Genomic DNA, 24,069 nt, shown 5'->3' with positions numbered 1-24,069 from the left:
CGTCACATGAGTGACAACCCCCTGCACGGAAAAGGCTCCCAGGGAATTTCACGTCGTGGATTCATAGCGAGAACAAGTTCCATTCTCGGGGCTGCGGCCCTTGCCGGGCAGATCACCCCGGCCCACGCTGGGGCCGTGGCCTCCGCGGCGGCCGGCACCGGCCCCGTCGACAACGGCGCGCACGTGCCGGCGCTGGTGATCGGCACCGGCTACGGAGGGTCGGTGGCCGCCCTGCGGCTGGCCCAGGCCGGCGTCGACGTCCACATGATCGAGATGGGCATGGCCTGGGACACGCCGGGCTCCGACGGCAAGATCTTCTGCAATACGACCAGCCCCGACCAGCGCTCGTACTGGCTGCGCACCAAGACCAAGCAGCCCCTGAGCAACTTCCTCGGCTTCCCCATCGACAGGGACATCCCCCGCTACACCGGGATCCTCGACGCCGAGGAGATGGGCGGCATCATCGTCTACCAGGGCCGCGGCGTGGGCGGCGGTTCGCTGGTCAACGGCGGCATGGCGGTCACACCGAAGCGCTCCAACTTCGGCGCCGTCCTCCCGTCGGTGGACGCCGAGGAGATGTACGCCACTTACTACCCGCGGGCCAACGCCGGGCTCGGGGTCGGGCTGGTCGACCCGGCCTGGTTCGACACCGTCGACTGCTACCAGTTCGCCCGCGTCGGCCGCAAGCACGCCCAGCGCTCCGGCTTCCCCTTCGTCTTCGTCCCCGACGTGTACGACTGGGACTACATGAAGCAGGAGGTGGCCGGGACCGTCCCCAAGTCCGCGGTCGCCGGAGAGATCCTCTACGGCAACAACCACGGCAAGAAGTCGCTGCAGAAGACGTACCTCGCCCAGGCCGCGGCGACCGGCAGGGTCACCATCTCCCCGCTGCACAAGGTCACTTCGGTCTCCCCCGCGGCCGGCGGCGGCTACACCGTCGTCATCGACCAGATCAACACCACGGGCGACACGACCGCCACCAAGACCGTGACCGCCGACAAGGTGTTCTTCGCGGCCGGCAGCGTCGGCACCAGCAAGCTGCTCGTGAAGCTCAAGGCCACCGGGAAACTCCCCGCACTGAACGGCGAGATCGGCAAGGGCTGGGGCGACAACGGCAACGTCATGTGCGGCCGGGCCAACCATCTGTGGGACCCGACCGGCAAGGTCCAGGCGTCCATCCCCTGCGGCGGAATCGACAACTGGGACGCGGGCGGAGCCTTCGCCGAGGTGGCGCCGCTGCCCACCGGGATCGAGACGTACGCCTCCTTCTACCTGTCGATCACCAAGAACCCGAACCGCGCCGAGTTCACGTACAACGCGGCGTCGGGGGCGGTCGAGCTGAACTGGCGGACGGCGTGGAAGCAGCCGTCCATCGACATGGCCAAGAGCATCTTCGACAAGATCAACGCCAAGGAGGGGACGATCTACCGGACGGACCTGTTCGGCACGGACAAGATCTGGGGCGACCACCTCACCTACCACCCGCTGGGCGGCGCGGTCCTGAACAGGGCCACCGACAACTACGGCCGCCTGCACGGCTACACCGGCCTGTACGTGATCGACGGCGCGCTGATCCCCGGCAACACCAGCGTCAACCCGTTCGTCACCATCACCGCGCTCGCCGAGCGCAACATCGAGAAGATCATCGCCACGGACCTGTAGGCGATCCGTACGCACCCGGGGCCGTCGGACACACCGGCCGGCCCCGGACCCGTTGCCGCTCCCGGCCTGCTCAGTGGCCCGGCAGCACGCACACGCTGTCGAGGCCGAGCACGTGGTTGAGCCGGCCGAACGCCAGCCAGGACCCGATGCTCATCGTGAGCTCCACGATCTCCAGCTGGCTGTAGTGCGCGGCCATCCGCTCCCAGAACCCCTCGTCGAGGTTGTGGTGGTCGAGCGTGTAGCGCTCCGCGTACTCCGCGGCCAGCCGGGTCCGTTCGTCGAAGCGGTCCGTCGTGCGCCACTCGGTGACGGCGTCGGAGAACTCCTCCTCGACCTTCTCCCCGTCGCGCTCGGTCCGCCAGTCGAGGCAGAACACGCACCCGTTGATCTGCGCGACGCGCAGCCGGGCGGCCTCGAACTCGCGCAGCCCCAGGGTGGTGTGGGCGTACACCGACAGGGAGAAGTTCGCGGCGGCCATCCCGATCCCGGGGACCATGTCGCCCCACACGTACTCGATCGGGTGCTGGCCCTCGGGTATGTCGATCCTCATGACTTCTTCCTTCCGAGCTTGCCGGTGGCGGGACGCAGGGGGACGTCGAGGGCGTCGTAGAGGCCCGGCTCGGCCTCCACCAGCCAGTCGATGGCGCCGACCAGGCGCCCGACGGCGGTGGCGTTCCCGCCCGCCGAGCGGTTGTCGCCCTCGTCGGTGGCCTCGACCGTGACCTCGATGTGCGGGCGGCCCTCGATGATCACCCGGTGGGCGCCGTCGCCGCCGTCGGGGGGCGACGGCCAGTCGGGGGCGCAGGAGGCGTGGATGCGCGTGACGTGCTCGATGACGATGCGGGGTTCGCCCCCGACGATGCCCTGCACCTCGAAGCGGATGGCTCCCTGGGTGCCGGCCTCGAACTCGCCCATCGTGCGGGTCGTCACGGTGGTGTCGAGGGCGCGGCGGTCCACGCTCTCGCGGATCTCGTCGAGTTCGGCGCGCAGCGCCCGGGCCATCATGCGGATCTGCCCGCCCCACACCATGGTGGGCACGGAGGGCATCAGCATCATCGGTTCGTAGTCCATCGGCTGGCCCATGCCGACGAGGAAGCGGACGGAGTGGGGCTGGTCGTAGGTGGAGTAGTCGAATATCTCCTGGCAGCGGATGGCGTCGACGGTGGTGCCGAGTCCGCTGAGCAGCAGCGGGAGTACGTCGTTGCCCCAGCCGGGGTCGACGCCGGAGGCGAACAGCGAGCCGCCGCCCTCCGCGATGGCGGCCGCCACCGGATCGCGGAACTCGGGCGGGGCGCTGCGGTGGTCGTAGAGCGGGTAGAGGGCGGGGCTGACGACGACCGCGCCGGCCCGGATGGCCCGGGTTATGTCGGCGAGGGCGTCGTCGGGGCGGGTGTCGCCGGAGGCCGCGTAGACGACGGCCTGCGGCCCGGCGGCGAGGACCGCCTCGATGTCGTCGGTGGCCACGACTCCGGTGGTGTGGCCGAGTTCACCGAGCAGGCCCGCGTCGCGGCCTATCTTGTCGGGATGGTGGACGATGACGGCGGCCAGTTCCAGCGCCGGATGGGCCTCTACGGCACGGATGGCCAAACGGCCGACGTTGCCGGTGCCCCAGACAACCGTGGAAATCATGCGCGGAGGGTAGCGACAGCACCTGCACGTTTCCAGAGCCGCGGGACCGGCGTTCGTTACTGGTTCTGGCCGCCCAGGACGAACAGGAGGTAGACGAAGAAGGCGAAGAGGTGGCCGACGAACAAGTAGGCGATCAGCCGAATCATCAGGCCGCGCGGGAACTTGGACTGAAGCTTCATGGTGGGGCTCCTGGGCTAGGGGTGTGCGGGCGCGCCGGCGGCGCCGCCGCCGAGGCACAGTCCGGCGAGGCTGCTCTGCAGCAGGGTGTGGACGAACAGCAGGTCGGCTCCGCCGGTGGCGGCCGCGCCGATCCGGTGCGGGGTGAGCGAGTCGAAGTGCGCGCTGTCCCCGGGTTCCAGCAGGTACTCGGCCTCGGCCAGGTGCAGCCGCAGCCGGCCCTTGAGGACGTACAGCCATTCCTCACCGGGGTGGACGCGGACCAGCTCGCCCTGGCTCCGGCCGTGGGGCACGTGCACGCGCAGTGCCTGCATCCCGCGGCCGGAGCCCCCGGCCTGCCAGTACGTCCACCCGTCGGCCTCGCGGGCACCCGGACCGCCGGCCCGTACGATGGGATCGGCGACGGCAGGGGTCTCGCCGAGCAGTTCCGAGACCGTCGTACCGTAGGTGCGGGCGAGTCCGAGCAGCAGGGGCAGCGAGGGCTGGCGCCGCCCGGTCTCCAGCCGGGACAGGTGCGCGGGCGAGAGCCGGGCCCGCGCGGCGGCGGCCTCCAGGGTGAGCCCGGCGCGTCGCCGCAGCTCACGCAGCTGCGGAGCCACGGAGGGCAGCTCGGCGCCGGCGTCTGGGCCGAGCGCTTCGTCGGGGCCTTCGGGACCGGGGGCGGGACCGGATGTCATACCCCCGATTGAGCCAGAATCCTGCCTCCTTGGCAATTTCCCTTACCTCTGAGGCAAAAGACTCTCTGAGGCGGACTGTGCAGGTGCCGGCTCCGCCCCTAATCGGGCCGGTGGGCGGCGAGCACCGTCTCCACCGTGTCCGCCTGGTCCGCGTTCTTGTCCGGGCGGTACCGCAGGACGCGGGCGAAGCGCAGGGCGACTCCGGCCGGGTAGCGGGGGGAGCGCTGGAGGCCGTCGTACGCGATCTCCACGACCAGTTCGGGCCGTACCCGTACGGTGAACCCGTCGTCCTCCACCGCCAGCTCCCGCAGCCGTTCGCTCTGCCAGCGCAGCATTTCGTCGGTGAGCCCCTTGAAGGTCTTGCCGAGCATGGCGTACGAGCCGTCGGCGGCCCGCGCCCCCAGGTGCAGGTTGGACAGCAGTCCGGTGCGCCGGCCGTGGCCCCGTTCCACGGCGAGCACCACCAGGTCGAGGGTGTGCACCGGTTTCACCTTGAGCCAGTGTCTGCCGCGCCGCCCGGCCGCGTAGGTGGAGTCCAGGGATTTGACCATCACGCCCTCGTGGCCGCGGCGCAGGGTCTCGGCCAAGAACTCCTCGGCCGCGGCCGCCTGACCCGACGGGTCCTCGACGACGAGCCGGCGGACCCGGGACTCCTGCGGCACCAGGGCGGCGAGCGCCTCGTACCGCTCGCGCACCGGCAGGTCGAGGAGCACCTCGTCCCCCGCCGCCAGGACGTCGAAGAAGTACGGGACGACGGGCAGGGTCCTGCGGGCGGTCTCGACGTCGATCCGCGACCCGACCCGGCTCGCGACCTCCTGGAACGGCACCGGCCGGCCGTCCGGAGTCTGTCCGATCACCTCGCCGTCGAGGATGAACCGCTCCCCCGGCAGCGCCCGCACCCGCTGTGCCACCTCCGGCAGCCGGTCGGTGATCTCGTCCAGGGAGCGCGTGTACACCCGTACATCGTCCCCGTCGCGGTGCACCTGCACCCGGATCCCGTCGAGCTTCTCCTCCACGGCGCAGGGCCCGAGCGCGGCCAGGGCCTCGGCCACCGACTTCGCGGTGTTCGCCAGCATCGGCTGTACGGGCCGCCCGACGCGGAGGGTGACCTCGCGCAGGGCCGCTGCCCCGTCGGCCAGTACCGCAGCGGCCACCAGGGGCAGCGAGCCGGAGAGCATCGCGGCGCGGCGCAGCTCGGCGGCCGGCACCCCCGCGGCCGCGGCGACCCCCTCCAGGGCGATCGCGTCGAGGGCGCCCTGGCGGACCTCGCCGGAGAGCAGGCTGCGCAGGAACCGCTGCTCGGGCTCGGTGGCCGCGCCGAGGAGGGCGTCGAGGACGCGGCGCCGTTCGGCCTGCGAGCCCGGGCCCGCCACTGCGGCGAGTTCCGTCACGGCCGCGTCGACGGCGGTGACGGTCAGGGTGGGCTCGGCGGCGGCCTCGACGTCCCGGCCGAGCGCGCGCCAGCCGACGCCGGGCCGGCCCTGCGGGAGGCGTCCGGCGAGGTACGAGATGACCAGGCCGGCCTCCTCGGGCGGTGCGGCGGCGAACAGCTCCGCGAGCAGGGCGGTCTTCCGCGAGCGGGCGGCGGTCCCGGCGACCTCCCGGGACACGCGCGCGACGTCGGCGAGCAGCATGCCGTCATCCTCCCGCCACACGGCGCGGGGCGCAGGTCGGGCCCGCGTACCGCAGGTGCGGTATGCCGGGCCGACCGGCTACTCCTTGCGGAGGTGGGCGGCTCCGCCCGGAGGCGCTCAGGGCGCGGGCACCCGGCGTCTAGGGTTTCGGTATGAAGCTCCGACTGCCCAGGCCCCGGCTGCCCCGGCGGCGCCGCACCCGCCTGCTCGCGGGCGCCGCCGCGCTCGCCGTCGTCGCGGGGGCCGGGACGTGGACCGCCGCCGCGTCCGGCGCAGCCCCCGCCGTGCACCGGCTGGACCGTGTCGTGGAGATGCCCGGCGCCGGCATCGACACCTCCTACTTCACGGCCGGCGGCGCGGGGAGGCGGCCCGCCGTACTCCTCGGGCACGGTTTCGGCGGCAGCAAGGACGACGTCCGCGCCCAGGCCGAGCGGCTGGCCCGTGACGGGTACGCCGTCCTGACCTGGTCGGCGCGAGGCTTCGGGCGTTCGGGCGGGCAGATCGGGCTGAACGACCCCGAGTACGAGGTCAAGGACGTCTCGCGGCTCGTCGACTGGCTCGCGCGGCGGCCCGAGGTGCGGCTCGACAAGGACGGCGACCCGCGCGTCGGCGTCGCGGGCGCCTCGTACGGCGGGGCGGTCTCGCTGCTCGCCGCCGGGTACGACCCGCGGATCGACGCGATCGCCCCGCAGATCACGTACTGGAACCTCGCGGACTCGCTGTTCCCGCAGGGGGTGTTCAAGAAGCTGTGGGCGGGGCTGTTCTTCACCACCGGGTCGGCCGCAGGGATGCAGCCGGGGCTCGTCCCGGGCGCGGCGGCCGCTCCCGCCCCGGGTGCGTCCGGCCCCTCGGGTGCCGCCGGGGCCTGCGGGCGGTTCCAGCCGGAGCTGTGCGCCATGTACGAGCGGGTCGCGGTGGCCGGGAAGCCCGACGCCGAGGCCCGGGCCCTTCTGGAGCGGCGCAGTCCGTCGGCGGTCGGCGACCGGATCAAGGTGCCGACGCTCATCGTGCAGGGCCAGGACGACTCCCTGTTCCCGCTGGACCAGGCCGACGCCATGGCGAAGGCGATCGCGGCGAACGGCGCGCCCGTCTCCGTGGACTGGGCGGCCGGCGGGCACGACGGCGGCATGCCCGAGTCCGGCCGGGTCGAGGCCCGGGTGGCCTCCTGGTTCGACCGCTATCTCAAGGGCGACGAGGACGCCGGCACCGGACCCGCCTTCCGGGTCTCCCGCTCCGGCGGCATCGACTCCACCGACGGGGCGGTACGGCTGCGCGGCGCGAGCGGCGGCCACTACCCGGGCCTGGGCGCCGGCCCGCGGCAGTTCGCCCTGAGCGGCGGCGAGCAGGGCTTCGCCAATCCGGCCGGCGGCGCACCGCCCGCACTGTCCTCCCTGCCGGGGATCGGCGGGCAGCTCGCCGCCCTCGGGGCCGGGCTGTCGCTGGACTTCCCCGGGCAGAACGCCCGGTTCGAGTCGCAGCCGCTGGCCGAGGGCGTACGGATCACCGGGACGCCGACCGTCACCCTGAACGTGAGGTCGTCGGCCGAGGACGGTGCGGCCGTCCTGTTCGGCAAGCTGTACGACGTCGGGCCCGACGGCCGCCAGGCGGTGCTGCCGAGCCGGCTGGTCGCCCCGGTGCGAGTGGAGAACGCGCAGCAGGGGACGAGGGTGGAACTGCGGCTGCCCGCCGTCGACCACGCCGTGGAGGCGGGGCACCGGCTGCGGCTCGTCGTCGCCGCCACCGACCTCGGCTACGCGTCCCCGGCCGCGCCGGCCACGTACACGGTCGGGGTGCAGGGCGCCCTGACCGTTCCCGTGGCCGACGACGTGCGTACGGCTTCGGCGGGACTGCCCGCGTGGACCTGGGGACTGCCGCTGGGTGCGGCGCTGCTGGCCGCGGCGCTGCTGGGGATCCGGAGGACCGGCCGGGAGGGTGCGGGAGCGCGGTCCGCCGCACCGCGGCCCGACCCCGCGCTGGCCGGCGTACCACTGGAAATCACCGGCCTGACGAAGAGATATGCGAAGGCGCAGGACCGGTACGCGGTGCGGGACCTGTCGTTCCGGGTCGAGAAGGGGCAGGTCCTGGGCCTGCTCGGACCCAACGGCGCCGGCAAGACCACCACGCTGCGGATGCTGATGGGGCTGATCTCGCCGGACGCCGGGGAGATCCGCGTGTTCGGACACGCGGTCCGGGCCGGGGCGCCGGTGCTGTCGCGGGTCGGGGCGTTCGTCGAGGGGGCCGGCTTCCTGCCGCACCTGACGGGACGGGCGAACCTGGAGCTGTACTGGCAGGCCACCGGGCGTCCGGCCGAGGACGCGCACCTGGCGGAGGCGCTGGAGATCGCCGGGCTCGGCGACGCGCTGGAGCGCGCGGTGCGCACGTACTCGCAGGGCATGCGGCAGCGTCTCGCGATCGCCCAGGCCATGCTCGGGATGCCGGACCTGCTGATCCTCGACGAGCCGACGAACGGTCTGGACCCGCCGCAGATCCGGGAGATGCGCGATGTGATGATCCGCTACGCGGCCGGCGGGCGGACGGTCATCGTCTCCAGCCACCTGCTGTCGGAGGTCGAGCAGTCGTGCACCCACCTGGTGGTCATGGACCGCGGGCGGCTCGTGCAGGCGGGCGAGGTCGCGCAGATCACGGGCGGCGGGGACACGCTGCTGGTGACGCCGGCCGGCCCGGTGGACGAAGGGACCGTGGCGAAGGTGGCCGCGCTGGAGGGAGTGGGTTCCGTGGCGGTGGCCGACGACGGACTGCTGGTGCGGCTGGAGGGCGCGACGGCCGCCGGGCTGATCGCCGAACTGGTACGGCTGGAGGTGCCGGTGTCCGCAGTGGGGCCGCACCGCCGGCTGGAGGACGCGTTCCTCACCCTGATCGGAGGTGCGGCATGAGCGCCGTGACGGAGGTGGCCGCCGGCTACCGGGCGAGCCGTACGCTGCCGCTGCGCGTGGAGGCGCTGCGCCAGTGGCGCCGGCGGCGGACGCTGGTGATGGGCGGGGTGCTGGCCGCGCTCCCCTTCGTCATGATCATCGCGTTCGCGGTGGGCGGCGGGCAGGACGGCGGCCGGGGCGGGGCGAACGGCCGGGTCACGCTGATCGACACGGCGACGGCCTCGGGCGCGAACTTCGCGGCCACCTGCCTGTTCGTGTCGGCCGGCTTCCTGCTGGTGGTGCCGGTGGCGCTGTTCTGCGGGGACACCGTGGCCTCGGAGGCGAGCTGGTCCTCGTTGCGCTACCTGCTGGCCTCACCGGTGCCCCGGGCCCGGCTGCTGTGGAGCAAGCTGGTGGTGGCGCTGGCCTTCAGCCTGGCGGCGATGGTGCTGCTGCCGGTGGTGGCGCTGGCGGCGGGAACGGCCGCGTACGGCTGGGGTCCGCTGAAGCTGCCCACGGGCGGCTCGCTGGAGGCCGCGCAGAGCGTGCCGCGGCTGGCCCTGGTGGTGGCGTTCGTCTTCGTGTCGCAACTGGTCACGGCCGGGCTGGCGTTCTGGCTGTCGACGCGGACGGACGCGCCGCTGGGCGCGGTGGGCGGGGCCGTCGGCCTGACGATCGTCGGCAACGTGCTGGACGCGGTGACGGCGCTCGGGTCGTGGCGGGAGTTCCTGCCCGCGCACTGGCAGTTCGCCTGGGCCGACGCGTTGCAGCCGCAGCTGGAATGGGGCGGAATGATCAAGGGCGCGGCGGTGTCGGTGTCGTACGCGCTGGTGCTGTTCGCCCTCGCCTTCCGCGGGTTCTCCCGCAAGGACATCGTGTCCTGACCGCGCACGGGCCATCGTGGTCCTGACCGTGCACGGGCCATCGTGTCCTGACCGCGCACGGGCCACGGGCCCGCTGTGCGCCGTCCGAGGCAACGGGGTCAGCGCCCGTGTGCGCCTGCCGTCCGCGCTCCCGGGCACCCCGGACAATCGCGGTCGTCACGACGTACGGACGGACGCGACGCGCCCGCGCGGCGCCGAGGGGTACCCACGATGGACACAGCAGGACTTCCGGCTCGCCGAGCCGTGCTGGCCGGCGGCCTCGCAGCGGCCGCCGTCGCGCTCACGGGGTGCTCGTCCGCGCGCACCCCTAGGGCGACGACCGCGGCTCCGCCGCCCCGGCCGGCCACTCCCCGGGCCGCGTTCGCGCGCCTGATGGACGGCAACGAGCGCTGGGTGAGCGGGAACCTCGACCACCCCGACCGGGACCCCGAACGGCGCGAGCTGGTAGCCGAGGCGCAGGACCCGTTCGGGGTGGTCCTGTCGTGCATCGACTCCCGGGTGGCGCCCGAGCTGATCTTCGACACCGGGCTCGGGGACCTGTACGTCCTGCGCACGGGCGGGCAGGCGGTCGGCCCGGTGGTGACCGGCTCCGTCGAGTACGGGCCCATGACGGGAGGCACTCCGCTGATCGTCGTGCTGGGCCACCAGCGCTGCGGCGCGGTCGAGGCCGCGTACAAGTCGCTGAAGGCGGGCAAGCCGCTGCCCGGCAATCTGCAGGCGCTCGCCAAGGCCATGGTGCCGGCGTACGAGCTGACGGCGGGGAACCCCGGCGCCGACCCCGTCGACACCATGACCCACCACCAGATCAAGGTGACCGCGGACGGCCTGCGGGCCAACGACGACCTGGGCCCCCTCGTGAAGAAGGGGGCCCTGGGCGTCGTCGGCGCCTACTACTCGCTGGACACCGGCAAGGTGGAGGTCCTGACCGGCGCACCCGCCTGAGCGGGGCTCACTCCCCCACGACCGCGTCGATCTCCGCCAGCAGTTCGGGCTCCAGGGGGCGGTCGGCGACGGCCGCGTTGGCCCGTACCTGCTCGGCGGAGGTCGCACCGGCGATCACGGAGGAACAGCCGGGCTGGGCCGACAGCCAGCCGATGGCCAGTTCGAGGAGGCTGCGGCCGTACTTGTCGGCGACGGCGGCCAGCGCTTCGACGGTGTCGAGGCGCTCCTCGGTGACGTAGCCGCCGCGGTTCTCCAGCCGGGAGCCGGCCGGGACGGGGGCGCCCCGGCGGATCTTGCCGGTCAGCAGGCCGTTGGCGAGCGGGAAGTACGGGAGCACGCCGAGGCCGTAGTGCACGGCGGCCGGGACCAGTTCCCGCTCCGCGTCCCGCTGGAGCAGCGACCACTCGTTCTGTGCGGACACGAAGGGGACCGCTCCGGTTTCGCGCGCGACGTGCGCGGCTTCGGCCAGCTGCCAGCCGCTGAAGTTGGAGTGGCCGATGTAGCGGATCTTGCCCTCGTTGACGAGCTCGGTGAGCGCGGCCAGGGTCTCGGCGACAGGGGTCGCCGGGTCGGGGCTGTGCAGCTGGTAGAGGTCGATGTGGTCGGTGTCGAGGCGGCGCAGGGACTCCTCGACGGCCCGCCGGACGTAGGCGCGGCCGCCGCGGGAGCCGGCCGCGGGACCGTACTCCATGTCCATGCCCGCGTAGCCGAACTTGGTGGCGAGGACGACCTGGTCGCGGCGGCCCTTGAGGGCCTGCCCGAGGTGGCGCTCGGAGCCGCCGCGGCCGCCGTAGATGTCGGCGGTGTCGAGGAGGGTGATCCCCGCGTCCAGCGCGGCGTCGACGACGGCGCGGGTGCCGTGGGCGTCGAGTCGGCCGCCGAAGTTGTTGCAGCCGAGGCCGACGGCGGAAACCTGGAGCCCAGAACTGCCCAGCGGGATGTAGCGCATGCGTTTCGTTCCTCCGCAGTCGTCCGGCACGTGATCGACCAGGCGATCGACCGAGTGATCATTGTAGGAGGCCCGGTCCAGCCTGGGCCCGCCGCTGGTCGGCCGGGCCCCCTGCTTCTCGGCCCGGCCCGACTGCTTCTCGGCGGGGCCCGACTGCTTCCCGGCGGGCCCCCGGCCTCTCAGAGGATGCGTTGCGCCCCGGCTGCCGGTGCCGCCGCCGTCACGCGCGGCGCCGTGAACCCCGCCGCGTCGAAGGCCTTGGTGATCGCCGCGGTGACCGTGTCCTCGGCGTCCGTGTCGATCAGGGCCAGGGCCGAGCCGCCGAAGCCGCCCCCGGTCATCCGGGCCCCGTGGGCGCCCGCCGCGTTGGCGGTGGCGACCGCCAGGTCGAGCTCCGGGCAGGACACCTCGTAGTCGTCGCGCAGCGAGGCGTGGCCCTCGGTCAGCAGCGGGCCCGTCTCGCGCAGCCGTCCGGCACGCAGCAGCTCCTCCACCCGTACGACCCGTTCGTTCTCGGTGACGACGTGCCGGACCCGCCTGACCCGCACCGGGTCGTCCAGGCGGGCCAGGGCCCCGTCCAGCTCCGCGTACGGGAGGTCGCGCAGGGCGGTCAGCCCGAGCTCGGCGGCCGCGCCGTGGCAGGAGGCGAGTCGCTCGGCGTAGGCCCCGTCGGCCAGGTCGTGTTTGACGCGGGTGTCGACGACCAGGAGGCGCAGGCCCGCCGCCGCGCAGTCGAACGGGATGTGCCGCAGTTCGAGGGTGCGGGTGTCGAGGTGCAGGGCGTTGCCGTCGGTGGCGCAGGCCGAGGCCGTCTGGTCCATCACCCCGCACGGCACGCCGACGTACGCGTTCTCGGCGCGCCGGGCGAGCGCGGCCAGTTCGGGCCGGGTGAGCGCGATCCCGTACAGCTCGGTGAGCGCCAGGACGGTGGCCACCTCCAGGGCGGCGGAGGAGGACAGTCCGGCCCCGGTGGGCACGTCGGACCGCACGTGCAGATCGGCGCCCCCGACCGGAAGACCCGCCTCCAGCAGGGCCCACAGCACCCCGGCCGGATACGCGGCCCAGCCTGCGGCGCCTGCGGGCGGCCGCGCGGGGTCCAGGTCGGCGCTGTGGAGGGTGACCACGCCCGAGGGGACGTCGGCGGAGTGCAGCCGGACGATCCCGTCGGCGCGCCGGGCGGCGGCCACCTCCGTGCGCTGCGGCAGCGCGAAGGGCAGGGCGAAGCCGTCGTTGTAGTCGGTGTGTTCGCCGATCAGGTTGACCCGGCCCGGCGCCGCCCAGACTCCTTCGGGCGGGGACCCGTACAGCCGTCGGAACCCGTCGGCGGTCCGGCGTGCCGGCTCGCCGCCCTCCGTACGCGGTGTTTCGTCCACCGGCTCGGCGCCCGTCATCGGCTCGCCACTTCCCGCAGCCGCGCGGCCGCGTCCTCGGGCCGGACGTCGTTCATGTAGGCCTCCATCCCGGATTCGGTGCCCGCCAGGTACTTGAGCTTGTCAGCGGTGCGGCGCACCGTGAAGAGCTCCAGGTGGAGCGCGAAGTCGGCCCGGCCGTCCCCGGAGACCGGCGCCTGGTGCCAGGCCGAGATGTACGGGGTGGGCCCGGGCACCTCGAACAGCCGGTCGAAGCGCCGCAGCAGCTCCAGGTAGAGGCGGGGGAACTCGGCGCGAGTCGCGTCGTCCAGCGTGGTCAGGTCGGCGGTGCGGCGGTGCGGGTAGAGGTGGACCTCGTACGGCCAGCGCGCGGCGTAGGGGACGAAGGCGGTCCAGTGCTCGCCTTCGAGGACGACGCGGGTGCCCTCGGCCCGCTCGGCGGCGAGCACTTCGTCGAAGAGGTTGCCGCCGGTGCGGGCGCGGTGGGCGGCGACGGTGGCGAGCATGCGGGTGGTGCGCGGGGTGATGAAGGGGAAGGCGTAGATCTGACCGTGCGGGTGCGCGAGGGTCACGCCGATCTCGGCGCCCCTGTTCTCGAAGCAGTAGACCTGGCGGACTCCGGCCTGGGCGGAGAGCTCGGCGGTGCGGTCCGTCCACGCGGACAGGACGAGCGCGGCGCGTTCCTCGTCGAGTTCGGCGAAGGAGGTCCGGTGATCGGGGGTGAAGCAGATGACCTCGCAGCGGCCGGTGTCGCCGGCGAGGGAGGGGAACCGGTTCTCGAAGACGACCACGTCATAGTCGGGGGCCGGGATCTCGCTCGCCCGCTCCTCGGTGGAGGGGCACAGCGGGCAGGCGTCGGCGGGCGGATGGTAGGTGCGTCCCTGGCGGTGGGAGGCGATGACGACGGCGTCGCCGAGCAGCGGGTCGCGGCGCACCTCGGAGGAGGTGGCGGAGGTGTCGAGGGGGCGGGTGTCGGGGACGGCGCGGGCCGCGCCGTCGTCGGCGTCGTAGTACAGGATCTCGCGGCCGTCGGCCAGGCGGGTGCTCGTTCGCTTCACAGGAAGAGCTTCTCTCACGGGGAGGGGCGGCGGGGAGCGCGGGGGTTCACTGGAGGGTCACGACGGTCGGGCGGCCGAGGTCGGGGCGGTCGCGCAGCGGCAGGTCGGCGCCCGGGTGCTCCAGTTCGAGCAGGACGATCTCGTTCCGGCCGGTCCGCCACAGGGGCGCCGGGGCGTAGAGGGTGCGCTGCGGACCGCGCGGGGTGTCGTAGTGGCCGAGGAGGAAGCCGTTCAGCCAGCACAGACCGGTGCTCCAGCCGGAGACGTCGACGAACCCGTCGGCGGGGGCGCCCGGGAGGGCGTGGGTGAAGCGGTGGAAGACCGGACGGGCCGCGCCGGGAGCGTCGAGGGTGGGCGGGGTGGCCTGAGTGGGCGGAGCGTCCTGGGTAGGCGGGGCGGCCGGGGCGGCCGGGGCGGCCGGGATGTCGCAGGACCAGGCGAGGGCGGTCAGGTCGGTGAGCGGGAGCAGCCGGATCTCCCACTCGAACAGATGCTGGTGGCCGTGCCGTACGCCGCGCCAGATCCCCTTGCGGTCGTCGAGGAGCGGGCCGTAGTTGACCCGCCCCTGGGCCCGGACGAGGACGTCGAGCACGACACCGGCCTCACCGACGGCCAGGTCGGGCCCCTCGTCGGGCCGGTTGCGGTCGATGATGCCGAGGGGCTCGCCGTCGGCGAAGACGTACGCGCGGTCGCCGAGGCCGTCGATCCGGACGGGCATGGCGGGGCGGGGCCCGGTGACGGTGGTGCGGTAGTGGATCATGCCGTGGGCCTGGCCCAGCCTCTCCATGGACTCGGGCGCGGGACGCAGTACGGGCTCCCCGCCGAGCGGGCCCAGCTGGTCCAGGAGCGGGGCGGTGCCGGCGGGGACCGCGAGGGCCGGGGTGATGCGGGGCGGCGGCTGCGGCAGCGGCCCGTCGGGCAACTGCACGTACTTGCCGATGACTTCCCGGAACGCGTGGAACTTCGGGGTGAGCTCGCCGGCCTCGCCGATGGGGGCGTCGTAGTCGTAACTGGTGACGGTGGGCTCGTAGCCGGGGTCGCCGGGACGGGACCCGGTGTGGTTGGCGCCCGCCCAGAAGCCGAAGTTGGTGCCGCCGTGGGCCATGTAGAGGTTGACGGAGGCACCGGTGGCGAGGAGTTCGTCGAGGGAGGCGGCCGCGTCCTCGACGGCACGGACGTGGTGGTCCTCGCCCCAGTGGTCGAACCAGCCGATCCAGAACTCCATGGCGGCGAGCGGTCCGGTCCGCTGGTAGCGGCGCAGATGGGCCAGGCGTTCGGCGGGGCGGGCGCCGAAGGTGGCGGTGGCGAGCCGGCCGGGGAGCGTACCGCCCTGGAGCATGGCGTCCTCGGGCCCGTCGGCGGTGAACAGGAGGCAGTCCACCCCGCGTTCGACCAGGGCCCGTTCCACGTGGGCGCGGTAGCGGGTGTCGTCGCCGTACGAGCCGTACTCGTTCTCGATCTGCACGGCGACGACCGGTCCGCCGCGGCTCGCGAGCAGGGGCAGCAGTTCGGGGGCGACGAGGTCGAACCAGCCGTCCACCTCCGCCTCGAAGCGGGGGTCGGAGCAGCGCAGATGGAGACCGTCGACGGCGAGGAGCCGGGCGGGCAGGCCGCCGAAGTCCCATTCGGCGCAGATGTACGGGCCGGGGCGGACGATGGCGTCGAGCCCGAGGTCCTGCGCGGTGCGCAGGAAGCGGCCGAGGTCGCGACCGCCGGTGAAGTCGCCCTTCCCCGGGGCGGTCTCGTGGAAGTTCCAGGGGACGTACGTGTCGACCGTGTTGGCACCGAGGGCGCGCAGCCGCCGCAGCCGGTCCTCCCACAGGTCCGGATGGACCCGGAAGTAGTGCAGGGCCCCCGAGACGATGCGGTGGGGGCGCCCCGCGCGCCGGAATCCGTCCTGGTCGTACGTGAGCATGCGCTGACTCCCGAGAGAGGTCGAGATGCCGTGAGGTGCCGGACGCCACCGAATATATGACCGCCACGCTCTGTCCACGCCGTCGATGACCGGTTGTTCGGAAACGATCGAATCGATCACTTCGGTTCTCTACGATGGCGGAACGCCCTGGAGCGGACCGGGCGCGATCACGGATGACCACGGACCGCGGATTCCGTCGGGGGAGATCTTGAGACCACATGTGGACCGGCGTCAGGCGCAGGTGCTCGCACTCGTCCGGGCGCGGGGCAGTGTGCGCGTGGCGGACCTGGCGCAGGAGCTGGGTGTTTCGCCGGTCACCCTGCGCCGCGACATCGAGGCGATGGCGGCCCGGGGCGAGATCCACCGGATGCACGGGGTGATCAGCCGGGTGGAAACGGGCGGTACGGGCGGTACGTCGGGCGGCGCATCGGGCGGCACGTCGGACGTTGCGTCGGGCGGCGCGTCGGGCGGCGCGTCTCCTTCGATGGCCGTGGCGACGTCGGCGCGTTCGGGGGCCGGGGGCCGGGCGGCGGCCCCCTCGGATGCACCGGGCCTCGTGATCGGGATGGTGGTGCCGACCACTGAGTACTACTACGCGGACATCGTGCGCGGGGCCCGCGAGGTGGCCGAGGCGCGGGGCGCGCGGCTGACCGTGGGCCTGACCCGCTACCTGCCCGGTGAGGACCGGACACAGGCGGACCGGCTGCTGTCCACGGGGGCGGACGGGCTGCTGCTCACCCCGAACTGGGATGCCGGCTCCCCCGGCGCGGGCGAGGGGGCGTGGACCGCGGAGCTGCAGGTTCCGACGGTGCTGGTGGAGCGGTGGGCGCCGCCCGGGCATCCGGCGGCGGCGCTGGACCGGGTGGCCTCCGACCATGCGCACGGCGCGGCGACGGCGGTGCAGCACCTGGTGGAGCGGGGCCACCGGCGGATCGCGCTGGTCAGCCGGACGACGCCGACGACGGCGCGGCTGCGGGCCGGGTACGAGGCCGCGGTGGCCGCCCTCGGCCTGGAGCCGGCGCCGCCGTGGCCGCCCGCCGGGCCGGTTCCGCTCTCCGACGCGGACCTGTTCGCGCGGACGCTGGACTACCTGTGCGGGGCGGTGACGGCGGGTGGGGTGACCGCCGCCCTGATCCACAGCGACACCGACGCGATCATGCTGATCCCCCGGCTCCAGGCGTGCGGGGTACGGGTGCCGGAGGACCTCGCCGTGATCACGTACGACGACGAGGTGGCGGGACTGGCCGACGTACCGCTGTCGGCGGTGGCGCCGGCCAAGCGCGAGGTCGGGGCGCGGGCGGCGGGGCTGCTGCTCGACCGGCTGACGGCGGCGGGTGAGGGCCGGGAGGAGGGGTCGCGGCAGCATCTGGAACTGCTGCCCCGCCTGACGATCCGTTCATGACGAACGCCTCCAGCTCCCTGGACTGATTGTCTCGATCGAGTTGTGCGTTCGCTCTTGACGGTGTGCGCGTTCGCGCAAAGGATGGGCCGCGTTCTCCCGTCCGGCGCCGTTCGCAAGTCGTTCGCAGGAGTCACTCCATGTCGTGCAGCTTCCGTTCCTCCCGTGTGCCCCGCCCCGCCCCGATCGCCTCGGTCGCCTCCCTGGCCCTGTCCGCCACCGCGTGCGGCGCAGAGGCGGGGCCGGGGCGGCCGGGCGGGGCCGGGGCGGCCGGGCGGGGCCGGGGCGGCCGGGCGGGGCCGGGGCGGCCGGCGGCTCGCCGCAGCAGCCGGCGCGGGTGAACTGCGGCTGTTCACGCACGTGTCGTTCCCGTTGCCGTGGCCGGGGTTTGTGACCATCTTCCTGTTCACCTTCACGGCCGTCCGGGGCCTGTTCACGGGGAACCGCAGTGGCTACCGGCAGCCTGAGCCCTATCCCCTGGTGATCACCGGTTCACTCGTCGCCGTCATGCCGCTCGTGCTGGCCTTCCTCAGCCTCCAGCGGTTCTGGCGTTCGGGTCTCACCGCAGGAGCCGTCAAGTGACCCATCGTCTCCTCCCCCGGCGCCGCCCCGTCACCGTGCTCGCCATGAGTCCCGGCACGCGGGCCGCCGTCCTCAGCGGCCGGATGCTGCCCGAGCTCCTCCGGGTCGCCGATGTGGACCCCGACCTGCTGCTGACCGGCTTCCGCCATGACGAGCCCGACGAACCCGGGCTCCGGCCCCGTCTCGCGCAGGCGGAGGTGCTGTTCACCGGCTGGGGCTGCCCGCCCCTGGATGCCGAGGCGCTGGAGCGGATGCCGCGGCTGCGCGCCGTGGTACATGCCGCCGGGAGCGTCAAACACCACGTCACGGAGGCCTGCTGGGAGCGCGGGCTGCTGGTCTCCAGCGCCGCGGCCGCCAATGCGGTGCCGGTGGCCGAGTACACGCTCGCCGCGATCCTGTTCACCAACAAGCGCGTCCTGGAATCCGCGCACGCCTACCGGGCGGCGCGCGCGCCGATCGACCCGCTGCGCCGCTACCCGGCCGTCGGCAACTACCACCGCACCGTCGGCATCGTCGGCGCCTCGCTCATCGGCCGACGCGTCATGGAACTGCTGCGCCCCTTCGACCTGCGGGTACTGGTCCACGACCCGTACGCCGACCCGGGGGAGCTCGCCGCCCTGGGTGCCGAGGCCTGCGCGCTCGACGAACTGCTGCGCCGCAGCGACGTGGTGAGCCTGCACGCCCCCGCACTCCCGCAGACCCGTCATCTGCTGGACGCGGCCCGGCTGGCGCTGATGCCGGACGGTGCCACTCTGGTCAACACCGCGCGGGGCTCGCTCGTCGACACCGTGGCGCTGACCGAGGAGCTGGTGGCGGGGCGGCTGCACGCCGTGCTCGACCACACCGAGCCCGAGGTGCTGCCCGCCGGTTCGCCGCTGTACAACCTTCCGAACGTGCTGCTCACCCCGCACGTGGCCGGTTCGCTGGGCGGGGAGCTGGACCGACTGGCGGCGACGGCGGTCGAAGAGCTGGAGCGGTACGCCCTGGGGCTGGGTTTCCGCCATGGCGTCGACCGCGGCCGGCTTTCCTACTCGGCCTGAGCGGCCGGGGCCGCGACGGTCGCCGCCCCGGCCGCCAGGTGGGCCAGGTGGGCCAGGTGCTCCCGGCCCCGTGCGAGCTGCCCGGACAGTTCGGCGGCGCCGGGATACCAGCGCTTCTCGTACTCCCAGCACAGCCAGCCTTCGGGCGCTACGGCGGCCACGGCCTCGGCGAGCGGCAGCACGCCGGCGCCGAGCCCGAGCGGGGTCAGGTCCTGCGCGGAGGCGACGTCCTTCACCTGTACGTACCCCAGATGCCGGTGCAGCGCCCGCCGTGATTCGGCCGGGGACTCGCCGCCGAGCCAGGTGTGCAGTACGTCCCACAATGCGCCTGCGCTGCACTGCGCGACGCGGTCCAGCACCCGCCTGGCGGCGGATCCGGTCCGGTGCGAGTCGTGCGTCTCCAGCAGGACCCGCACTCCGTGCCGTTCGGCGAAGGGTGCCGCGGCGGCCAGTCTGCGTACGGCGTGGGCGTCGGCGACCGCCGGCGGCTGCCCGGCTCCGCCGGGGAACACCCGGACGTACGGGGCTTCGAGGTCGGCGGCGAGCCGGACCAGGGCGTGCAGGTCCGCGAGGACGGGTTCGTCCGCGCCGGGCGCTGCCACCCGGGCATAGCCCGCGACTCCGAGGACGGCGACCCCGGCGGCCTTGAGCGTGCGCAGGCCCGCCGCGCGGTCCGCAGGAGGAGTGCCGGGGTGGAGCGGTTCCTCGGGGTGGGCGCGCAGTTCGAGGCCGTCGTAGCCGTGGGCGGCGGCGAGGGCGGCGCTCCGGTGGAGCGGTGCCCCGGGCAGGCCGAGCGTGGAGAAGGCGTATCTCACGGACGGCTCCCCTCGGGCGGAGGAGGTGCGGTGGATCCGCGCACCATCAGCTCGGTGGGCAGGGTGGTGATCCCGCCCGGGGGCAGCGGCCTGCGGCCGGTGACCAGCTGGGCCGCGAGTATGCCGGCCTCGCGCAGTGGTACGCGGACGGTGGTGAGCGCGGGGGCGGTGTCCACGCAGAACGGCAGGTCGTCGAAGCCTGCGACCGAGACATCCCCGGGGATGCGCAGGCCGGCCTCGCGCAGGGCGGCGGCGACTCCGGTGGCGACGGTGTCGTTGGCCGCGGCGACGGCGGTGAAGGCCGCCCCGCGGCGCAGCAGTTCGCGGGTGGCGTCATAACCGGCGGAGCGCTCGAACCCGGCGTGGACGGTGAGCTGCTCGCAGGCTCCGGGCAGGGCGGGGTCGTGCCGGTGCAGGGCCTCGCGGTGTCCGGCGAGCCGCTCCCGGGTGGTGCTGAGACCCGGCGGGCCGGCGACGTAGGCGATGCGCCGGTGGCCGAGCGACAGCAGGTGCTCGGCGAGGCGGAAGGCGCCGCCGCGGTCATCGAAGGTGACGGTGGCGACGGGCAGTGCGGCGGGTACGGGCAGGGGTGGCCGTCCGCACAGCACGACGGGGGCTCCGGCAGCCGCCATCCGGGTGATGCGGGCGGTGAGCGCGGCGGTGTGACCTGGCTCCTCGACGGCGCCGCCGGTCAGGACCACCCCGCCCGCGCGCTGGCCCTCCAGCAGGGTGAGGTAAGCGAGTTCGGCGGCGGGCGCGCCTTCGGTGTTGCAGACGACGGCGAGGCGGCGGGCGTCGCCCTGGCCGGTCGGCGCGAGGGCGCTCTGCAGGGATCCGGCGAGGATGCCGAAGAAGCTGTCCGCGACGTCGTGGACGAGGACGCCGACCAGGTCGGAGGTGGCGGCCGCGAGGGCGCGGGCGGGGCCGTTGGCCACGTATCCGAGCTCTTCGACGGCCTGTTCCACGCGGGTCCGGGTGCCGCCGGCCACCGGGTATCCGCCGTTCAGTACGCGCGAGACCGTGGCGGGCGATACGCCCGCGTGCGCCGCGACCTCGGCGAGAGTCACCGCCATGCTGCACCCCTCCTGCGTTGTCCCGGCTCATCGTCTCATCCGGTGTGTGCCTCCCATTCTCCCCGGTTGAGAAAGCGCTTTCTATCACTCGAACGAGTGTTGCGCGGGCCAGCTTCCCGACCCTAGCCTGAAGAAAGTGAAAGCGCTTTCTGTCGACCCTCTCGCGCTTTCCATACCGAAGCACGCACGAACGGGCACCAAGGAGGGGACACCGTGGAGCGCAGGACGATCAAGATCGCGATGAACGGCGTGACCGGGCGGATGGGGTACCGCCAGCACCTGGTCCGCTCGCTGCTCGCCCTGCGCGAGCAGGGCGGGCTGGACCTGGGCGACGGCAGGGTGCTGTGGCCCGAGCCGGTGCTGGTCGGGCGGCGCGAGCCGGCCCTGCGCGCCATCGCCGAACAGCACGGCCTGGAGCACGTGAGCACGGACCTGTCGGCCGTGCTGGCCGACCCCGAGGTGGAGATCTACTTCGACGCCCAGGTCACCGGCGCACGGGAGGCGGCGGTCCGGCAGGCCGTGGCGGCGGGCAAGCACGTGTACTGCGAGAAGCCGACGGCCCTCACCTTCGCGTCCTCCCTGGAGCTGGCCCGCCTGGCCGCGGAGGCCGGGGTCAAGCACGGCGTGGTCCAGGACAAGCTGTTCCTTCCGGGCCTGCTGAAACTGAAACGGCTGATCGACGGCGGGTTCTTCGGCGAGGTCCTCTCCGTGCGCGGCGAGTTCGGGTACTGGGTGTTCGAGGGGGACTGGCAGCCGGCCCAGCGGCCGTCCTGGAACTACCGGGCGCAGGACGGCGGGGGCATCGTCGCCGACATGTTCCCGCACTGGGAGTACCTGCTGCACGGTCTCTTCGGCCGGGTGCGCACGGTGCAGGCCCTGGCCCGTACGCACATCGGCCGCCGCTGGGACGAGGAGGGCAAACCCTACGAGGCGACGGCGGACGATTCCGCGTACGGGGTCTTTGAACTGGAGGGCGGTGCCGTCGCGCAGATCAACTCCTCCTGGGCGGTGCGGGTCCACCGTGACGAGCTGGTGGAGTTCCAGGTGGACGGGACACAGGGGTCGGCGGTGGCCGGGCTGCGCGGCTGCCGGATCCAGCACCGCGGGGCGACGCCCATGGCGGTGTGGAACCCGGATCTGCCGCAGACCGAGGCCTTCCGCGCCCAGTGGCAGGAGGTTCCGGACAACGGTCCGTTCGAGAACGGGTTCAAGGCGCAGTGGGAGCTCTTCCTGCGCCATGTCGTGCTCGACGAGCCGTGGCAGTGGGACCTGCTGGCCGGGGCGCGCGGGGTGCAGCTCGCGGAGCTGGGGCTGCGCTCTTCCGCGGAGGGCCGGCGCATGCCGGTGCCGGCGGTGGTCCTGTGAGCATCCGACTCCCCGCGGCGGACGGCGGATTCCGCCTGCACCTGCCCTGTACCGATCCGCTCGCACCGCTGGTCCGCGCTCCGGCGCGCAGCCGCAGGCTCTTCGCTGCGGCACATGTGGTCGCAGACCCGCTCGCGGCCTCGGCCCAAGCCGGCCCGGCGGTGGACTGGGAGGCGACGCTGGCGTTCCGGCACCGGTTGTGGGCGCAGGGCCTCGGAGTCGCGGAGGCCATGGACACGGCTCAGCGCGGGATGGGGCTGGACTGGCCGGCCGCGGCGGAGCTGATCCGCCGGTCGGCCGCCGAGGCCCGGGCGGTGGGCGGCCGGATCGTGTGCGGCGCGGGCACCGAGCAGCTGGCCCCGGGCGTGGTGCACTCCACGGCCGCGATCACCGCCGCGTACGAGGAACAGCTCGCACACATCGAGGCGTGCGGGGCGGGAGCCGTGCTCATGGCCTCGCGCGCCCTGGCGGCCGCGGCCCGCGGCCCGGACGACTACCGGGAGGTCTGCGGAAGGCTGCTGCGGCAGAGCTCCCGACCCGTCGTACTGCACTGGCTGGGCCCGGTGTTCGACCCGGAGCTGGCGGGTTACTGGGGCCACCGCGACCTCGACGCGGCGACCGAGGTGTTCCTGAAGATCGTCGAGGACCACCCCGGGAAGGTGGACGGGATCAAGATCTCGCTGCTGGACGCGGAGCGGGAGCGGGACATCCGGCGCAGGCTCCCGCCGGGGGTGCGCTGTTACACGGGCGACGACCACCACTACCCGGAGCTGATCGCCGGGGAGGGGGACGCCGGGCCGGCGAGCGACGCGCTGCTGGGGATCTTCGACCCGATCGCCCCGCTGGCCGCGCGGGCGGCGCTCGCCCTCGACCGGGACGACCCCGCCGGTTTCCGTGAGCTGCTGGATCCGACGGTGGCGCTGTCCCGGCACCTGTTCGCCCCGCCGACCCGCTTCTACAAGACGGGGGTGGTGCTGCTGGCCTGGCTGGCGGGGTACCAGGAGCATTTCACGATGCTGGGCGGGCTTCAGTCGGCCCGGCCGCTGCCCCATCTGGCCACCGCCTACGAACAGGCCGACCGGCTCGGGCTGTTCCCCGATCCGGAGCTGGCCGAGGCGCGGATGCGGCAGCTGCTCGCCGTGTACGGGGTGGTGTCGTGAGCGGGGGTCCGGCTCCGGCCCGGTTCAGCCTCAACCACGAGACGGTCCGGCAGTGGTCGCTGCCCGAGCTGGTCGCCGGGTGTGCGGAGGCCGGGGTGGCTGCGGTCGGGCTCTGGCGGGATCCGGTGCGGGAGTTCGGGCTGCGCGAGACGGCGAAGCTGGTCGCCGGGGCCGGGCTGCGGGTCAGCTCGCTGTGCCGCGGCGGGTTCTTCACCGCAGCCGATCCGGTGGGACGTGCAGGGGCTCTCCAAGACAACCGCAGGGCCGTGGAGGAGGCTGCCGAGCTGGGTGCCGACGCGCTGGTCCTGGTCTCGGGGGGCCTGCCCGACGGCGACCGGGACCTGGTGGGGGCACGCCGGCGGATCGTCGACGTCCTGGCCGCTCTCGCCCCGTGGGCGGCCGCGCACGGCGTACGGCTGGGGATCGAGCCGCTCCATCCGATGTTCGCCTCGGACCGCTGTGTCGTCTCCACCCTCGGCCAAGCCCTGGACATCGCCGAGCGGTTCCCGGCGCAGCAGGTGGGGGTGGTGGCCGACGCCTACCACCTGTGGTGGGACGAGCGGCTGCCGGCCGACCTGCACCGCGCGGGGACCGGCGGGCGGATCGTGTCGGTGCAGCTGGCCGACTGGGTGACCCCGCTGCCCGCCGGTGTGCTGACGGGCCGGGGGCAGTTGGGAGACGGCTGCATCGATCTCCGGGCGTTCCGGGAGCTGGCCGACGCGGCCGGCTACCGGGGCCCGGTGGAGGTGGAGATCTTCCATCCGGGGCTGCGGGCTCGGGACGGTGCCGAGGTGCTGCGGGAGGTGATCGACCGCTACCGCGCACACGTGGCGTGAGGCGGTCCGAGCGGGGGAATCCGAGCAGG

The 24,069-nt window shown here is 73.7% G+C and carries 20 protein-coding genes and 1 pseudogene; 10 read left to right on the top strand and 11 right to left on the bottom strand.

Annotation, left to right across the window (positions count from 1 at the left end; translation table 11 throughout):
• Positions 1-6 precede the first annotated feature (6 nt).
• The gene (locus ACIPK4_RS28905; RefSeq protein WP_402317750.1) at positions 7-1,662 is read left to right on the top strand and encodes a GMC oxidoreductase; all 1,656 of its coding nucleotides are present in this window, start codon (positions 7-9) and stop codon (positions 1,660-1,662) included.
• Between the two features lie 70 nt (positions 1,663-1,732).
• Here the strand turns inward: ACIPK4_RS28905 and ACIPK4_RS28900 are convergent, their stop codons facing one another.
• From ACIPK4_RS28900 to ACIPK4_RS28880, 5 genes are all read right to left on the bottom strand, one after another.
• Complete coding sequence (locus ACIPK4_RS28900; RefSeq protein ID WP_402317748.1) at positions 1,733-2,212, bottom strand: carboxymuconolactone decarboxylase family protein; 480 nt, start codon at positions 2,210-2,212, stop codon at positions 1,733-1,735.
• Entirely contained in the window at positions 2,209-3,291 is a 1,083-nt protein-coding gene (locus tag ACIPK4_RS28895; RefSeq protein ID WP_402317745.1) for a dihydrodipicolinate reductase, read from the bottom strand. The genes ACIPK4_RS28900 and ACIPK4_RS28895 overlap by 4 nt, the downstream gene beginning before the upstream one ends.
• Before the next feature lie 56 nt (positions 3,292-3,347).
• Positions 3,348-3,470: a DUF6126 family protein gene (locus ACIPK4_RS28890; RefSeq protein ID WP_054221626.1), complete on the bottom strand. Its 123-nt coding sequence runs from the start codon at positions 3,468-3,470 to the stop codon at positions 3,348-3,350.
• Between the two features lie 15 nt (positions 3,471-3,485).
• Entirely contained in the window at positions 3,486-4,145 is a 660-nt protein-coding gene (locus tag ACIPK4_RS28885) for a helix-turn-helix domain-containing protein (RefSeq protein ID WP_402317742.1), read from the bottom strand.
• 98 nt (positions 4,146-4,243) lie between these two features.
• Positions 4,244-5,779, bottom strand: a complete 1,536-nt coding sequence (locus ACIPK4_RS28880) for an ATP-dependent DNA ligase (protein WP_402317739.1) — start codon at positions 5,777-5,779, stop codon at positions 4,244-4,246.
• 152 nt (positions 5,780-5,931) lie between these two features.
• Here ACIPK4_RS28880 and ACIPK4_RS28875 point away from each other — a divergent pair, with 152 nt between their 5' ends.
• From ACIPK4_RS28875 to ACIPK4_RS28865, 3 genes are all read left to right on the top strand, one after another.
• Positions 5,932-8,673 (top strand): alpha/beta fold hydrolase, encoded by a 2,742-nt coding sequence (locus ACIPK4_RS28875; protein ID WP_402317736.1) that lies wholly within the window; start codon positions 5,932-5,934, stop codon positions 8,671-8,673.
• A complete protein-coding gene (locus ACIPK4_RS28870) occupies positions 8,670-9,536 on the top strand; it encodes an ABC transporter permease (protein WP_054221623.1) in 867 nt (288 codons plus the stop codon). Before ACIPK4_RS28875 ends, ACIPK4_RS28870 begins: the two co-directional genes overlap by 4 nt.
• A 210-nt stretch (positions 9,537-9,746) precedes the next feature.
• Complete coding sequence (locus tag ACIPK4_RS28865) at positions 9,747-10,478, top strand: carbonic anhydrase (RefSeq protein WP_402317733.1); 732 nt, start codon at positions 9,747-9,749, stop codon at positions 10,476-10,478.
• 7 nt (positions 10,479-10,485) lie between these two features.
• Here ACIPK4_RS28865 and ACIPK4_RS28860 read toward each other — a convergent pair whose 3' ends face one another.
• The 4 genes from ACIPK4_RS28860 to ACIPK4_RS28845 all read right to left on the bottom strand — a co-directional run bounded on the left by ACIPK4_RS28860 (position 10,486) and on the right by ACIPK4_RS28845 (position 15,770).
• Positions 10,486-11,427 carry an aldo/keto reductase gene (locus tag ACIPK4_RS28860; protein WP_402317731.1) on the bottom strand — a complete coding sequence of 314 codons (942 nt, stop codon included), beginning with the start codon at positions 11,425-11,427 and terminating at the stop codon, positions 10,486-10,488.
• A gap of 179 nt (positions 11,428-11,606) precedes the next feature.
• Positions 11,607-12,818 (bottom strand): galactokinase, encoded by a 1,212-nt coding sequence (galK, locus tag ACIPK4_RS28855; RefSeq protein WP_402317729.1) that lies wholly within the window; start codon positions 12,816-12,818, stop codon positions 11,607-11,609.
• On the bottom strand, positions 12,815-13,855 hold the full coding sequence (galT, locus tag ACIPK4_RS28850) for a galactose-1-phosphate uridylyltransferase (protein WP_402317726.1): 1,041 nt from the start codon (positions 13,853-13,855) through the stop codon (positions 12,815-12,817). The genes galK and galT overlap by 4 nt, the downstream gene beginning before the upstream one ends.
• Before the next feature lie 46 nt (positions 13,856-13,901).
• Positions 13,902-15,770, bottom strand: a complete 1,869-nt coding sequence (locus tag ACIPK4_RS28845; RefSeq protein WP_402317725.1) for a beta-galactosidase family protein — start codon at positions 15,768-15,770, stop codon at positions 13,902-13,904.
• A 208-nt stretch (positions 15,771-15,978) separates the two neighbouring features.
• Here ACIPK4_RS28845 and ACIPK4_RS28840 point away from each other — a divergent pair, with 208 nt between their 5' ends.
• The 3 genes and pseudogenes from ACIPK4_RS28840 to ACIPK4_RS28830 all read left to right on the top strand — a co-directional run bounded on the left by ACIPK4_RS28840 (position 15,979) and on the right by ACIPK4_RS28830 (position 18,791).
• Complete coding sequence (locus ACIPK4_RS28840) at positions 15,979-17,172, top strand: substrate-binding domain-containing protein (protein WP_402317723.1); 1,194 nt, start codon at positions 15,979-15,981, stop codon at positions 17,170-17,172.
• A 315-nt stretch (positions 17,173-17,487) separates the two neighbouring features.
• A pseudogene (locus ACIPK4_RS28835) lies at positions 17,488-17,751 on the top strand (carbohydrate ABC transporter permease); the annotation flags it as partial.
• 44 nt (positions 17,752-17,795) lie between these two features.
• Positions 17,796-18,791 (top strand): hydroxyacid dehydrogenase, encoded by a 996-nt coding sequence (locus ACIPK4_RS28830; RefSeq protein ID WP_402318048.1) that lies wholly within the window; start codon positions 17,796-17,798, stop codon positions 18,789-18,791.
• Here the strand turns inward: ACIPK4_RS28830 and ACIPK4_RS28825 are convergent.
• Both ACIPK4_RS28825 and ACIPK4_RS28820 read right to left on the bottom strand, forming a co-directional pair.
• Positions 18,779-19,606 carry a sugar phosphate isomerase/epimerase family protein gene (locus ACIPK4_RS28825; RefSeq protein ID WP_402317720.1) on the bottom strand — a complete coding sequence of 276 codons (828 nt, stop codon included), beginning with the start codon at positions 19,604-19,606 and terminating at the stop codon, positions 18,779-18,781. The two genes, ACIPK4_RS28830 and ACIPK4_RS28825, sit on opposite strands and share 13 nt — an antisense overlap.
• Entirely contained in the window at positions 19,603-20,679 is a 1,077-nt protein-coding gene (locus ACIPK4_RS28820; protein ID WP_402317718.1) for a LacI family DNA-binding transcriptional regulator, read from the bottom strand. The genes ACIPK4_RS28825 and ACIPK4_RS28820 overlap by 4 nt, the downstream gene beginning before the upstream one ends.
• A gap of 240 nt (positions 20,680-20,919) precedes the next feature.
• Here ACIPK4_RS28820 and ACIPK4_RS28815 point away from each other — a divergent pair, with 240 nt between their 5' ends.
• The 3 genes from ACIPK4_RS28815 to ACIPK4_RS28805 are packed head-to-tail and all read left to right on the top strand — an operon-like array spanning position 20,920 to position 24,040.
• Positions 20,920-22,044 (top strand): Gfo/Idh/MocA family protein, encoded by a 1,125-nt coding sequence (locus ACIPK4_RS28815; RefSeq protein WP_402318045.1) that lies wholly within the window; start codon positions 20,920-20,922, stop codon positions 22,042-22,044.
• Positions 22,041-23,204, top strand: a complete 1,164-nt coding sequence (locus ACIPK4_RS28810) for a dihydrodipicolinate synthase family protein (protein ID WP_402317716.1) — start codon at positions 22,041-22,043, stop codon at positions 23,202-23,204. The genes ACIPK4_RS28815 and ACIPK4_RS28810 overlap by 4 nt, the downstream gene beginning before the upstream one ends.
• Entirely contained in the window at positions 23,201-24,040 is an 840-nt protein-coding gene (locus ACIPK4_RS28805; protein WP_402317713.1) for a sugar phosphate isomerase/epimerase family protein, read from the top strand. The genes ACIPK4_RS28810 and ACIPK4_RS28805 overlap by 4 nt, the downstream gene beginning before the upstream one ends.
• Positions 24,041-24,069: the final 29 nt, after the last annotated feature.

The sequence above is a fragment of the Streptomyces sp. NPDC086989 genome (genome assembly GCF_044745505.1).
Lineage (GTDB): Bacteria > Actinomycetota > Actinomycetes > Streptomycetales > Streptomycetaceae > Streptomyces.
The sequence above is the reverse complement of the archived record's forward strand: the minus strand, read 5'-3'. Positions and strand labels throughout refer to the sequence as shown.